An 11,794-nucleotide genomic window follows, 5' to 3' on the forward strand; every position below is an offset into this window, starting at 1 on the left:
CCGTGGCGATGCTTGCGCGGTGGGTTTGACGACGTTTCAGCTCAGCTGGACGTGACCCCGGCCGAAAGCTCCAGAATTTCCGTCGTGACCGCTTCCTGCCGCGAAATCCGTGCGGTTTGTTCCAGCGCGTCGAGCTTGCGCTCGGTCGTCCCCTGGGCGGAGGCCATTGCGAGCATCCGGGCGGTGTTCTCCGCCGCCGTGGCATGCAGCGCGACGCGGCACAGTTCCGCATGCAGCATCTCGGCGAAAAGCGCGGCGCAAAGCTGCTCCGGCGGCAGCGTCAGCAGGGGCGGCTGGCTCGGCGGTGCGCTCGGCTGGGCCGGACGGGGGAAGATGCGGCGACGGCAGGCCTTCCAGCTGCCGTCTTCCGTCTGGGCGTGAAACGCGTCGATCGGCGCCCGGCCCGCAAGCTGAAGCAATGTCTCGGCCAGCCGGTCCGCGAAGGGCGGGATTGCCGGGCCGTGGGAGGGCAGGGGGAACTGCGCAAGCGCGCTCAGCCCTTGTTCCGCCGCCAGCGCTGCGCCGCGCGTCCCGATCACGACGAGGCCGCCGGGCGGCGTCCCCAACGCGCTCAGTAGCCGGGCGTTGAACGAGCCCGCGAAACCCTGCTCCGCCAGAAACAGAACGGTGAGCGGCGGCGCTTCGGGTTTGGGCGGCTCGGGGGCGAGCGAGAGCACCCGGTCCAGCGCGCGGCTCACCGTCGCCGCGTGCAGGTCGACCGAGGCAAGCTGTCCCTGCGTCTGGCGCACGCGCGCGCCCGCGATGGCGCGCATCGCCCGGATCACCGAGGCCAGCGTGCGGACACTGCCGATACGCGCTTCGATTTCGGCAAGCTGCTCGCTCATTTCGAAGGCTCCGGCAGAAGCCCCTTCACGCATTGCAGCATCTGGTCATGCAGACCTTCGCTAAGCTTGGCGGAGAAATCGGCCCCAGACAGACTCGCCGCATCGAGCGCGCCGGGAAGCGCGTCGCGCAACGCGTCGATCTGCGCGGGCTCCAACCCGTCGAGAAGCCCCGCCTGCACCGCCAGAACCAGCGCGACCTCATCGGCGAGGCGCAGCGGCGCGTGCTGGACCTGAGCCAGCACCGCGCGCACCGCCCGACCGCGCGCAAGCTGCGCCCTCACCCGCGTGTCCGGCATGCCCCCGAAACGCGTGAAGATTTCCAGTTCGAGAAACTGGGCGTAATCGAGCCGCATCGACTCCGCCGCGTCGCGCAGGCTGTGCGCCTGCGTCTTGCCGCCGACCCGGCTGACCGAGGTGCCGACATCCACCGCGGGTTTCTGTCCGCGGTTGAACAGCTTCGTATCCAGCACGATCTGCCCGTCGGTGATAGAGATCAGGTTGGTCGGGATGAAGGCTGCGAGGTTGCCGGCATCGGTTTCGGCCACAGGCAAGGCGGTCAGCGTGCCGCTGCCCAGTTTGTCCGAGAGTCGCGCGGCACGTTCCAGAAGGCGGGCGTGCAGGTAGAAGACATCGCCCGGATAGGCCTCACGCCCCGGCGTCTGGCGGGTCAGCAGCGCAAGCTCGCGATGCGAGGCGGCGTGGCGCGTGAGGTCGTCGAGCACGATCAGCGCGTGGCCGCCGGTGTCACGCAGCTCTTCGGCCATCGTCATGCCTGCGAAGGGGGCGAGCCATTGCATCCCCGGCGGCGTCGACGGCCCGGCGACCACGACAATGGTGCGCGCCAGCGCCCCGTTGCGCCGAAGCGTCTCGATCACGCGCTCCACCGAGGAGGTCTTCTGACCGATCGCGACATAGACCGAGGTCACGTCGCCGTCCTTCTGGTTCAGGATCGTGTCGAGCGCGAGCGTCGTCTTGCCGGTCGCGCGGTCGCCCACGATCAGCTCGCGTTGCCCCCGGCCAAGCGCGAAGAGGGCATCCACGACCAGCGTGCCGGTCTGCATCGGCTCGACCACTGCCGCGCGGTCGATGATCGCGGGGGCGGGGCGTTCGACCGGGTGCTTTGCACTGGCCGCGATCGGGCCGAGCCCGTCGAGGGGCCGCCCGAGCGGGTCGACGATCCGGCCCAACAGTTCCGGCCCTACCGGAACCCGCATCACGTCGCCCGTGCCGGTCACCGCATCGCCTTGTGCGACCCCCGCGATGTCGTCCAGCAGCACCGCCGCGAGGGTGTCTTCGTCGAGCACATGCACGAAGCCCGATTGTCCGCCCTCGAAGACCAGCCGCTCGCCGGCGCGGGCTTCGGGCAGGCCCGACACCATCGCGACGCCATCGGACACGCGTTCCACCCGGCCACTGCGGCGCACCACGGGGCCCAGAGGCGCGCGCTCGATGGCTTTGACGCTGCGGTCCAACCACTCGTCCGGATCATTGGGTGTCATTGGCCACCTCCTTGCGCATCCGGGCGAGATCGGCGGCCCATGAACTTTCAAGGTGCAGATGTTCAGTCTCCAGCGCGAGGCCGCAGATCAACGCCGCATCCGTCTTGATCGCGGGGCCAATCTCTTTGCCAAGGGTCTGGCCAACGCGGCGGGCGAACGCTTCGCCGTAACCCGCTTCCACCGCCTCGCTGATACGTAGCATGAGCTTTTCCGAGCCGAGCGCGGCGCGATCCTCGGTGTCGAGGGCGGCGACCTGCGCCAGAAGGTCCGTCGCGTAGGCTTCGAGCAGCGCGGGCCGCGACAGGCGCGCACCGATCCGCTCGGCCATGCGCTGCGCCAAATCGGCTGCGCGTGCTGCATATCGCTTCTCGGCTTCCTCCGCACGGGCAGCGCGCTCGGCCTCGGCGGTGCGGGCCATGTCGGCAGCCTCTGCGCGGGCGTGATCCAGAAGCGCCTTGCGCGCGGCTTCGGCCTCGGTCTGGGCCTGCGCCAGCATCTCGGACTTGCGCGTGCCGACCTGATCAAGCGCCGCCTCGGCCTGCGCCTTGGCCTCATCGGCCTTGCGCGCGGCCTCGCTCGCGTCGCTCAATTGCTTGTCGGCCTCGGCCTGACGCGCCTGGATGGCAATCACGATCGGGCGCCAAAGTACCCGGCTCAGAAGCCAGATCAGTACCGCCGCATTGAGCGTCTGCAGCCCGAGCGTCCACCAGTCAAGTGTCATGGTCAGCCGATGAACGGGTTGGCGAACAGCAGGAGAAGCGCAATCACGAGGCAGTAGATCGCCGTCGTCTCGATCATCGCGAGCCCGACGAAGAGCGTGCGCGAGATCGCGTTCGCGGCCTCGGGCTGGCGGGCGATCGCATCCATTGCAGCCGCGACCGAGCGCCCTTCGCCAAGCGCGGGGCCGAGCGCCCCGAAGGCCACCGCCGCCGCGGCCGAGATGATGCTCGCCACTTCAACATATTCCATGATCAGTCCTTTCCGGAGTCTCGGGAGGGTTGGGATTCCGCCACTGCCGCCGCGATGAACACCATGGCGAGGACGGTAAAGATGTAGGCCTGGACGAGCCCTGTCAGCAGGTCGAGCGCCATGAACGGGATCGGCACGAACAACCCCGCGAGCGAGAGCACGATGCCGATGATGAAGACCCCGCTCATGATATTCCCGAACAGGCGGATCAGCAGCGAGAAGCTGCGCGTCAGCGTCTCGACGAGATTTAGGGGGATCATCAGCGGCGTCGGCATTGCGAAACTGCGCAGGTAGCCCCCGACGCCGCCCGCGCGGATACCGTAGACAATCACAGCGACGAAAACGAGCAGCGCCAGCGCCGCATCGGTTTCCAGATTGGCGGTCGGGGGTTCCACGCCGGGGACCAGCGAGGACCAGTTCGCGATCAGGATGAACAGGAACAGCCCGCCGAGGAAGGTGCGGTAGCGGTCGGGGGAGACGCTCATCGTCTCTCGGATCTGGGTGTCGAGCACGGTCACCAACAGCTCCAGCGCCGCTTGCCGGCGTCCGGGGTGCAGGCTCAGGTTTCGGGTCAGCGCGTAGCAGCCGACCACGATCATCGCCATCATCACCCATGTCGTGACAACGGGTTGCGTGATCGGCACGGGGCCGATCCAGAACACCACGGCGGTCTCGAGCGGCGAGTTCATGCGGACCTCGCGCGTCGCAGAGTGAGCGCCCGCCCAATGCCGATCCCGAGCGCCGCCGCAAGCAGTGGCACGGCGCCCAAGAGCGCGCAGCCGACAAGAGACGTGATCGTCAGCCCGAAGCGCAATACGGTCAGCGCGATCGCCTTCAGCGCCTTGCTTTCGAGCAGCATCGCATCAGTTCCCGCCCGCAGCAGCGCGAAATGCACGAGCCCCACGCCGATACCGAGGATCAGGGCGCCTGCGCCAAGAAGAAGCTCCACCCCGCTCATTGCTGTTGCACCCAGCGCCAGCCGAGCCAGCACCCCACGACAAGCCCCACCATCATCAGCGCGGCGGTCCAGAAGATGCCCGACTGGGCGCTGCGGTCGATCCATCGTCCCCCGGCGGCTCCGGCGAGCATCGGTAGCACGACGATCCATCCGAGCACACCGATCTGGCCCAAGCGGCGGCCCAGCGGGATTTCTCCCTCCCGTCGCGCCTTCTCGGTCCGGGCGGCGTGGCGGCGCGCAGCGCTTTCCATCGGCTCCTCCGTCTTGTCCGGGTCTTCCGGCGGGTGGGTCATGTCCAGTGCTCCCGCGTTCGCGCGCCGTCTAGGCTCGCCACCAGCTGTCGGATTGCGAGCAGATGCAGCCGGGTGGCATCGGCCTGCTCGGTCTTCGCCGCATCATCCTCGGCCTGAAAGCGTTTCAGGATCGTGTCGCCCAGCTCCGGCAGGTCGCCGGTCACTGCGGCGCGGGTCGAGACCGAGACGTCGCTGCCATTCTCGACCATAAGTACGCCGCCCTTCACCGCGCAATAGTGTCGCTTGCCCTCGGCCTCCCAGGAGATGACCGAGATGCTGAGGCAGGTGAGAAACTCGGCATGGCCGGGCAGGATGCCGAAGCCGCCGCTCGCATCCTCGGCGCGGATCGCGGTGACGTCCTTGGCATCGACGACGATCTCGAGCGGTGTGGCGATGGTGAGCCTCATGCCGCGGCCTCCTCTCGTTGGCGGGCCTCGTCGATCCCGCCGATCATGTAGAGCGACTGATCGGACCACTCGTCCGCCTCGCCCGAAAGGATCGCGCGGCATCCCTCCAGCGTGTCGGCCAGCGGCACCGAGCGCCCGGTCTGGCCGGTAAACGCCTCGGTCACGACGAAGGGCTGGGTGAGGAAGCGTTGCAGCTTGCGCGCGCGGCGCACGGCCAGCCGGTCCGACGCGCCCAGCTCCTCGACGCCGAGCAGCGCGATGATGTCCTGCAATTCGCGGAACCGCGCCAGCAGCGCCCGCGCTTCGCCCGCCAGCTGGAAATGCTCCGCCCCGACGATCTCGGGGTCGAGCAGTTGCGACGACGATGCAAGCGGGTCGATCGCGGGGTAAATCCCCTCCGAGGCCAACTGACGCGACAGCACGATGGAGCTGTCCATATGCCCCGAAATCGCGGTCACGGCCGGGTCGGTGAAATCATCCGCCGGCACGTAGACCGCCTGAATGGCGGTGACCGAGGCTCCGGCGGCGGAGGCGATGCGCTCCTCTAGTTCGGCGACCTCGGAGGCGAGGGTAGGCTGGTAGCCCACGCGCGAGGGCAGGCGACCCAGAAGGCCGGAAACCTCGCTGCCCGCCTGCACGAAGCGGAAGACGTTATCCATCATCAGAAGGACATTGCGGTGATCGCGGTCGCGGAAATCCTCGGCGATGGAGACAGCGGTCAGCGGCACCCGCCAGCGCGCGCCGGGCGGCTCGTTCATCTGGCCATAGACCAGCGCTGTGCGGGCCAGTACGCCGGAGTCGGTCATGTCGGCGAGCATCTCGTGACCCTCGCGCGAGCGTTCGCCGACGCCCGCGAAGATCGCGATGCCCTGATATTTTTCGACCATCGTGTTGATGAGCTCCATCACCAGCACCGTCTTGCCCACGCCAGCGCCGCCGAACATCGCGGCCTTGCCGCCGCGTGCCAGCGGTAGCATCAGGTCGATCACCTTGATGCCGGTCTCGAAGGCGGTCACCGCGCCGCTGCCAGACAGGCGCGGCGGCGAGCCGTGGATCGGGCGGCGGGGCGTTTCCTTGGGCAGGGGATCGCCGCCGTCGCGCATCGCCCCGGTCACATCCATCAGCCGCCCCAGAACCGCCTCGCCCACCGGCACTTCGAGCGGCTTGCCCGTGGCGTGCAGCTTTCGCCCGCGCGACAGGCCGAGCGTCGATTGCAGCGCGATGGCGCGCACCCGATGCGCGTCGAGATGGCCATGGACCTCGAAGCTGCCCTCCGGATCGCCATCGCTCGTCGTGAGGATCGAATAGATCGGCGGCAGCGGGCCATCGAAGCTCGCATCGATGACCGGCCCGCGCACCGCGATGATCCGTCCCTCGGCCACGCTCATCGCGAGGTATATCCCCCATCGACGAGGTGGTAGCTGCCATTCACGAAGCTCGCGGCGTCCGATAGCAGGAAACAGGTCAGCGCCGAGACCTCTTCAGGCGTGCCGAGTCGCCCCGCCGGATGCAGGGCGACCAGAGAGTCCTTTACCTCAGGTGCCAGACCCGACAGAAGCGGCGTCTCGATGAAAGCGGGGCCGACCGCATTGACGCGGATGCCCTGCGCCGCGTGATCGAGCGCCGCCGCCCGCGTCAGGCCGAGCAGAGCATGTTTCGCCGCGACATAAGCGCAGGCGCTGGGGAACGCGACCGAGCCGAGGATCGAGGACATGTTCACGATGGTCCCGCCGCCCGATTTCAGCATCGCCGCGATCTCGTAGCGCATCCCGTAGAACACCCCGTTGAGATTGACGTCGATCACGTGTTTCCAGCTGTCGAGCGGATATTCCCCGAGCGGCGCCTGCACGCCCCCGATGCCGGCGTTGTTCACCGCGAGATCCAGCTTGCCGAACGCCTTGACGGCTTTGGCGACCATCGCTTCGACAGCATCGGCAGAGGTGACGTCGACCGCCATCGGCTCGGCCGTGCCGCTCGCCTTGCGGATCTCCTCGGTCACGGACTTGGCCGCATCCGCATTCTGATCGGCAAGCAAGACCGAAGCGCCGCGCGCCGCCAACTCCTTGGCGATCGCCGCGCCGATCCCAGATCCCGCGCCCGTAACGATAGCTGATTTACCTTCGAAATCCCGTGTCATGGCAGTCCCGGCCTCCGTTGTGAATGCGACGAGGGTAACGGGCTCGAGGCTTCGGGACTTTGATGGGGATCAACTGCCGTGGGCGCAGTCTGGATGCGCACGTCTTCGTGACTGCAGGGCGGGTCGCGGCGTCCGGAGGTTCGCCAAATGCATACCGCCCGCGGCTCTCACGAGGCGCGGGCGGACTTCTTCAAGCCTTCAGTCTGCGCTTACATGGCCCAGGGGCCGTGGAAGTCGCCACCCTCGCGATCGGTGCGCTCGAACCCGTGCGCACCGAAGAAATCGCGCTGGCCCTGAATCATGTTCGCGGTGCCGCGCGCGGTACGCATCGTGTCGAAATAGCTCAGCGCCATCGACAGGGCCGGAACTGCGAGCCCGTGGGCTGCGGCGATGCTGACGACCTTGCGCAGCGCGCCGTGATGGGTCTTCAGCAGGTCCGCGAAATAGGGCGCGTACATCAGGTTGCGATCGGGCGACTCGCTGAGCGCGCTCGCCATGTCGTCGAGCATCGCCGAGCGGATGATGCAGCCGTCACGCCAGACCAAGGCGATATCGGGCAGCGGCAGATCCCAGTCGAAGGGCGCATTGGCCGATCGCAGCAGCTCGAACCCCTGCGCGTAGCACAGGATTTTGCCCGCGATCAGGGCGTTCTCCAGATCGTCGGCACTCAGCGCGCCTTCAGGCAGCGCCTCGGGGGCGGCGCCGAACATCTCCTCGCCCTGCTGGCGCGCCACGAGGCGCGACGACAGGTTGCGCGCCATCACTGCCGCTTCGATCACCGGCACCGGGGCGGCGAGATGCTGCGCCTCGATCACGGTCCAGCGGCCAGTGCCCTTCTGGCCCGCGCGGTCGAGGATGATGTCGAGCATCGGCTTGCCGCTCTCGGGATCGGTGGCGCGTGCGACCTTTCCGGAAATCTCGATCAGGTAGGATTTGAGCGCGCCTTCGTCCCATTTTGCGAAGATCTCGCCGCAGGCCTGCGAGTCGAGGCCCATCCCGTCGCGCATCACGCCGTAGGTCTCGGCGATCATCTGCATGTCGGCATATTCGATGCCGTTATGCACGGCCTTCACGAAATGGCCCGAGCCGCCCTTGCCCATGAAACCGGCGCAGGGCGTGCCGTCGAACTTGGCCGCGATCGCATTGAGGATCGGGGCGACGCGGTCCCAGTCCTGCTGCTCGCCGCCGCCCATGATCGCAGGCCCGTGGCGCGCGCCTTCTTCACCGCCCGAGACCCCGATTCCGAGGAATCGCGGGCCGGCCTTCGCGGCTTCGGCGGCGCGGCGCTCGGTGTCGTGGAAATTCGCGTTGCCCGCGTCGATGATCAGGTCGTCCGCGTCGAGATAGGCGCGCAGCGCCTCGATCTGCTGGTCGACCGGTTCGCCCGCGGGCACCATCAGGATGATCGCGCGGGGTTTCGCGATCGATTTCACCAGCTCTTCGAGGCTCTCGCAGGGCGTGATTTTCGACGCCAGCTCGCCCGCGTTTTCATGGAAAGTCTTGGTGACGCTGGTCGTGCGGTTGAACACCGCGATGTCGAACCCTTTTTCCGCGATGTTGAGGGCGAGCATTCCGCCCATGGTGCCAAGGCCGATCAGCCCGATTTGCGATTGTGCCAAAATACGGCCTCCGAATTTGTTGCATGCGGGCCGCCGTCGGCCCGGGGTGTCGCCTCGCTCGCTACGCCGTATCGCCAAATTGCGCGGCGCTGCGAGGGCGACCTGCACGAATTGCCCCAAGATGACGGAAGTTGCAAATCGCCTGATCGCTGCGAGCGCGAAGAAACGCCGTGCCGGGTACCCGATAAAATTACTCGGGTTAGGGGGTTGCGCCCGTCAGTCAACGCAGCTAACGAATACCCAAGCAAATTACTCGGGAATCGACGAGGAACGTCTCCATGCTCGCAACATTCATCATCGGCCTGCGCGAAGGGCTCGAGGCGGCGCTGATCGTCGGCATCATCGCGGCCTTTTTGCGCGCCCGGGGCGAGCGTCTGCACGAGATGTGGCTGGGCGTTGCTGCCGCGGTGGCGCTGTCGGTCGGCGTGGGGGCCGGTCTGGCGCTGATCGAGGCCGCGCTGCCGCAAAGCGCGCAGGAAAAGCTGGAATGCGTGATCGCCGCCGTCGCGGTCGTCTTCGTGACGCTGATGGTGCTGTGGATGACGCGCCACGCGGCGGGGCTGAAGGGCCAGATCGAGCGGGACGCCGACGCGGCGTTGGGGCAGGGGAGCCGGATCGCCCTGGCCGCGATGGCCTTCCTCGCCGTGCTGCGCGAAGGCTTTGAGACCGCGGTGTTCCTGCTCGCCACGATTTCGGGCGCGCAGACCGGACATTGGGCGGGCCTCGGCGCGGCGCTTGGCCTCGCAGCCTCGGTCGCGCTCGGCTGGGCGATCGCGCAGGGCGGGATGCGGCTCAATCTGGGGCGTTTCTTCCGCTGGACCGGCGTGTTCCTGATCCTCGTTGCGGCCGGGCTGGTGCTGCAGACGCTGCGCTCGGCCCATGAGGCGGGCTGGTTGCTGGCGGGGCAGCAGCGCATTGCCGATCTGAGCTGGCTCGTGGCCCCCGGCACAGTGCGCTCGGCGCTGATCACGGGTGTGCTGGGCATTCCCGCCGATCCGCGCCTGATCGAGCTGCTGGGCTGGATCGCCTATCTGGTCCCGGTCGCGGCGCTGACCTATTGGCCGCGTGCGCTGCGCCCCGATCCCCGCACGGCGCAATGGCTGCGCGGCTCTCTCGCGGTCGCCTTCGCGGCATTGGCCGTCGGTATCGCGGCGCTTTGGCCGCAGCCGCAGGTGACGCTGCCCGATCATGCGCCGCGTGTGCTTGAAGGAGATGTCGACACCTCCGCCGGACCCGATCTGCGTCTGCAGGGACACATGCTCGAAATAGGTGCGACCCGCGTCGATCTGACGGGCGCCGAAGCGACGCCGGAACGGCACCTGGGTCTCCCGTCCCTGCATCGCCAAGTGCAGAGCCAGACCGAGATCGCGGGCGCCCCCGGCGAGATCGATCTCGCCACGCTTGCGCAGCTCGCGGGTGGGCGGCTGCCGGTGGGCGTCAGCCCCGCGCGCAACCCCGGGCCTTTCGTGGCCGAGTGGACGCGGCTGGAGCAAGTGACCGTCTGGACAGCGGGCGATGCGCTTCTCGATGCGCAGGGCCATAGCGCGGTGACGCTACGCCTGTCGGGCGGCGGATTGACTACGCCGCGCACGCTGCGCGTCGATTCAGCGCCCAGCGGTTCGGCCACCGGCGCCTGGGTCATGGCCCCTGCCGCCACGCAAGAGGCCGCGGATGCGCTGCGTGCGCTGCGCCGCGCCCGCATCGAGCATCAGTTCTGGGCCCGAGAGTTGCCCGTGATCCTCTTCCTCATCGCGCTTGCGCTGGCGGCCTCCGCGCTCGCCCGTGCGCGCCCCGCACCGTTTTTCCCCGCCAGGTCCCTCTGACCAAGCCAACTCCGCAGAGCAAATACAGGAGCCTGACAATGAACATGTCGCCCCGCGCGCGCCGCCGCGCCATTCCACTTCTCGCCGCAACCGCGCTCTTCGCGCAGCCCGCACTGGCCGATGCGCCCACGAATAACGGGGCCGCGCAGGTCGCGATCACGCTGACTGGCGAGAATGGCGGTGCCTGCGTTCTCGATCACGACAGCGCGGAGGCAGGGCCGATCACCTTCACGGTGACCAATGAATCCGCCCCCGCGATTTCCGAGCTGGAGCTGCTGTCGGACAGCCGTATCCTCGGCGAGAAAGAGAACCTCGCTCCCGGTCTGCCCGCGTCGAGCTTCACCGTCACGCTCGACGGTGGCGACTATCGTATCTATTGCCCGGGCGCTGCCGAAGACACCGTCGCCTTCACCGTGACCGGCGAAAGCAAGCAGCGCGCGCAAAGCGCGATCGGCGATCTGCTGGACGAAGGCACCGCAGGCTACGCGAACTACGTCGAAGGCATGGTCGGCGCGATGGTGACCGCAAGCGAACGGCTCGCTGCGAAAGTGGACGAAGGCGACGTGGAGGGCGCGAAGGCGGCCTATGCGCAGGCCCGTCCGTTCTACGAGCGGATCGAGCCTGACGTCGAAGGCTTCGTCCTTCCCGGCACCGACCCGACCGATAACTCGGGCAACCTCGATTACCTGATCGACATGCGCGCCTCGAACCTCGACCCGGCGGTCGGCTGGCACGGCTTCCACGCGGTTGAGCGCGACCTGTTCGAGAAAGGCGAAATCACCGAAGAGACCAAGGCCTATGCGGCGGAACTGGTGAAGAACGTCAAGATGCTCGCCGATCTGTCCGGCGGGATCGAGTATCGCCCCGAGGATCTCGCGAACGGCGCGGCGGCCCTTCTGGAAGAAGTGCAAAGCGGCAAGATCAGCGGTGAGGAAGAGGCCTACAGCCACATCGACCTCGTTGACTTCGCGGCGAATATCGAAGGCGCGCATCAGGCGTTCGCCTTCCTCGAGCCGGGGCTGAAGCGGATCGACCCGGACGTCGCCGAGACCATCGCGCAGCGCTTCGCGGATGTGCAGACGATGCTCGAAGACTACCGCGATCCCGACGCTCTGGGTGGCTACAAGATCTACGATGCCGAGCTGCGCAAATCGGACGCGGTGAAGCTGAGCCGCGCGATCCAGATGCTGCAGGAGCCGCTGTCGCGGATCGCCGAAAAAGTCGCCACGGCAAGCTGAAGACGA

At 67.7% G+C, this 11,794-nt stretch carries 13 protein-coding genes; 2 read left to right on the top strand and 11 right to left on the bottom strand.

Annotation, left to right across the window (positions count from 1 at the left end; genetic code table 11):
- Nucleotides 1–41: 41 nt before the first annotated feature.
- The 11 genes from B6V73_RS04070 to gndA form a co-directional block, all read right to left on the bottom strand.
- On the bottom strand, nt 42–845 hold the full coding sequence (locus B6V73_RS04070; RefSeq protein WP_168174862.1) for a F0F1 ATP synthase subunit gamma: 804 nt from the start codon (nt 843–845) through the stop codon (nt 42–44).
- Entirely contained in the window at nt 842–2,344 is a 1,503-nt protein-coding gene (locus tag B6V73_RS04075; RefSeq protein ID WP_088724604.1) for a F0F1 ATP synthase subunit alpha, read from the bottom strand. Before B6V73_RS04075 ends, B6V73_RS04070 begins: the two co-directional genes overlap by 4 nt.
- Nucleotides 2,331–3,065, bottom strand: a complete 735-nt coding sequence (locus B6V73_RS04080) for an ATP synthase F0 subunit B (protein ID WP_088724605.1) — start codon at nt 3,063–3,065, stop codon at nt 2,331–2,333. The genes B6V73_RS04075 and B6V73_RS04080 overlap by 14 nt, the downstream gene beginning before the upstream one ends.
- 2 nt (nt 3,066–3,067) lie before the next feature.
- Entirely contained in the window at nt 3,068–3,313 is a 246-nt protein-coding gene (locus B6V73_RS04085) for a F0F1 ATP synthase subunit C (RefSeq protein WP_075776345.1), read from the bottom strand.
- A gap of 2 nt (nt 3,314–3,315) precedes the next feature.
- Nucleotides 3,316–4,002: a F0F1 ATP synthase subunit A gene (locus tag B6V73_RS04090; RefSeq protein WP_088724606.1), complete on the bottom strand. Its 687-nt coding sequence runs from the start codon at nt 4,000–4,002 to the stop codon at nt 3,316–3,318.
- A complete protein-coding gene (locus B6V73_RS04095; protein ID WP_088724607.1) occupies nt 3,999–4,271 on the bottom strand; it encodes a hypothetical protein in 273 nt (90 codons plus the stop codon). Before B6V73_RS04095 ends, B6V73_RS04090 begins: the two co-directional genes overlap by 4 nt.
- The gene (locus B6V73_RS04100; RefSeq protein WP_075776342.1) at nt 4,268–4,564 is read right to left on the bottom strand and encodes an AtpZ/AtpI family protein; all 297 of its coding nucleotides are present in this window, start codon (nt 4,562–4,564) and stop codon (nt 4,268–4,270) included. The genes B6V73_RS04095 and B6V73_RS04100 overlap by 4 nt, the downstream gene beginning before the upstream one ends.
- Nucleotides 4,561–4,971: a F0F1 ATP synthase subunit epsilon gene (locus tag B6V73_RS04105; protein ID WP_088724608.1), complete on the bottom strand. Its 411-nt coding sequence runs from the start codon at nt 4,969–4,971 to the stop codon at nt 4,561–4,563. The genes B6V73_RS04100 and B6V73_RS04105 overlap by 4 nt, the downstream gene beginning before the upstream one ends.
- Nucleotides 4,968–6,359, bottom strand: a complete 1,392-nt coding sequence (gene atpD, locus B6V73_RS04110; protein WP_088724609.1) for a F0F1 ATP synthase subunit beta — start codon at nt 6,357–6,359, stop codon at nt 4,968–4,970. Before atpD ends, B6V73_RS04105 begins: the two co-directional genes overlap by 4 nt.
- On the bottom strand, nt 6,356–7,108 hold the full coding sequence (locus B6V73_RS04115; RefSeq protein WP_088722010.1) for an SDR family NAD(P)-dependent oxidoreductase: 753 nt from the start codon (nt 7,106–7,108) through the stop codon (nt 6,356–6,358). Before B6V73_RS04115 ends, atpD begins: the two co-directional genes overlap by 4 nt.
- A 209-nt stretch (nt 7,109–7,317) precedes the next feature.
- Nucleotides 7,318–8,727: an NADP-dependent phosphogluconate dehydrogenase gene (gndA, locus tag B6V73_RS04120; protein ID WP_088724610.1), complete on the bottom strand. Its 1,410-nt coding sequence runs from the start codon at nt 8,725–8,727 to the stop codon at nt 7,318–7,320.
- 278 nt (nt 8,728–9,005) lie between these two features.
- Between gndA and efeU the strand changes: the two genes are divergently transcribed.
- Together efeU and efeO are read left to right on the top strand one after the other, a co-directional pair.
- On the top strand, nt 9,006–10,550 hold the full coding sequence (efeU, locus tag B6V73_RS04125) for an iron uptake transporter permease EfeU (protein WP_088724611.1): 1,545 nt from the start codon (nt 9,006–9,008) through the stop codon (nt 10,548–10,550).
- A 38-nt stretch (nt 10,551–10,588) separates the two neighbouring features.
- Nucleotides 10,589–11,788, top strand: coding sequence for an iron uptake system protein EfeO (efeO, locus tag B6V73_RS04130; RefSeq protein WP_206185561.1), 1,200 nt, complete (start codon nt 10,589–10,591; stop codon nt 11,786–11,788).
- The last annotated feature ends 6 nt before the right edge of the window (nt 11,789–11,794 follow it).

The sequence above is a fragment of the Thioclava sp. JM3 genome (assembly GCF_002213185.1).
GTDB classification, from domain to species: domain Bacteria; phylum Pseudomonadota; class Alphaproteobacteria; order Rhodobacterales; family Rhodobacteraceae; genus Thioclava; species Thioclava nitratireducens.

What these genes read in the sequence shown, in the direction of transcription:
- B6V73_RS04070 (WP_168174862.1), bottom strand. Translation starts at nt 845, where the DNA reads ATGAGCGAGCAGCTTGCCGAAATCGAAGCGCGTATCGGCAGTGTCCGC.
- B6V73_RS04075 (WP_088724604.1), bottom strand. Translation starts at nt 2,344, where the DNA reads ATGACACCCAATGATCCGGACGAGTGGTTGGACCGCAGCGTCAAAGCC.
- B6V73_RS04080 (WP_088724605.1), bottom strand. Translation starts at nt 3,065, where the DNA reads ATGACACTTGACTGGTGGACGCTCGGGCTGCAGACGCTCAATGCGGCG.
- B6V73_RS04085 (WP_075776345.1), bottom strand. Translation starts at nt 3,313, where the DNA reads ATGGAATATGTTGAAGTGGCGAGCATCATCTCGGCCGCGGCGGCGGTG.
- B6V73_RS04090 (WP_088724606.1), bottom strand. Translation starts at nt 4,002, where the DNA reads ATGAACTCGCCGCTCGAGACCGCCGTGGTGTTCTGGATCGGCCCCGTG.
- B6V73_RS04095 (WP_088724607.1), bottom strand. Translation starts at nt 4,271, where the DNA reads ATGAGCGGGGTGGAGCTTCTTCTTGGCGCAGGCGCCCTGATCCTCGGT.
- B6V73_RS04100 (WP_075776342.1), bottom strand. Translation starts at nt 4,564, where the DNA reads ATGACCCACCCGCCGGAAGACCCGGACAAGACGGAGGAGCCGATGGAA.
- B6V73_RS04105 (WP_088724608.1), bottom strand. Translation starts at nt 4,971, where the DNA reads ATGAGGCTCACCATCGCCACACCGCTCGAGATCGTCGTCGATGCCAAG.
- atpD (WP_088724609.1), bottom strand. Translation starts at nt 6,359, where the DNA reads ATGAGCGTGGCCGAGGGACGGATCATCGCGGTGCGCGGGCCGGTCATC.
- B6V73_RS04115 (WP_088722010.1), bottom strand. Translation starts at nt 7,108, where the DNA reads ATGACACGGGATTTCGAAGGTAAATCAGCTATCGTTACGGGCGCGGGA.
- efeU (WP_088724611.1), top strand. Translation starts at nt 9,006, where the DNA reads ATGCTCGCAACATTCATCATCGGCCTGCGCGAAGGGCTCGAGGCGGCG.
- efeO (WP_206185561.1), top strand. Translation starts at nt 10,589, where the DNA reads ATGAACATGTCGCCCCGCGCGCGCCGCCGCGCCATTCCACTTCTCGCC.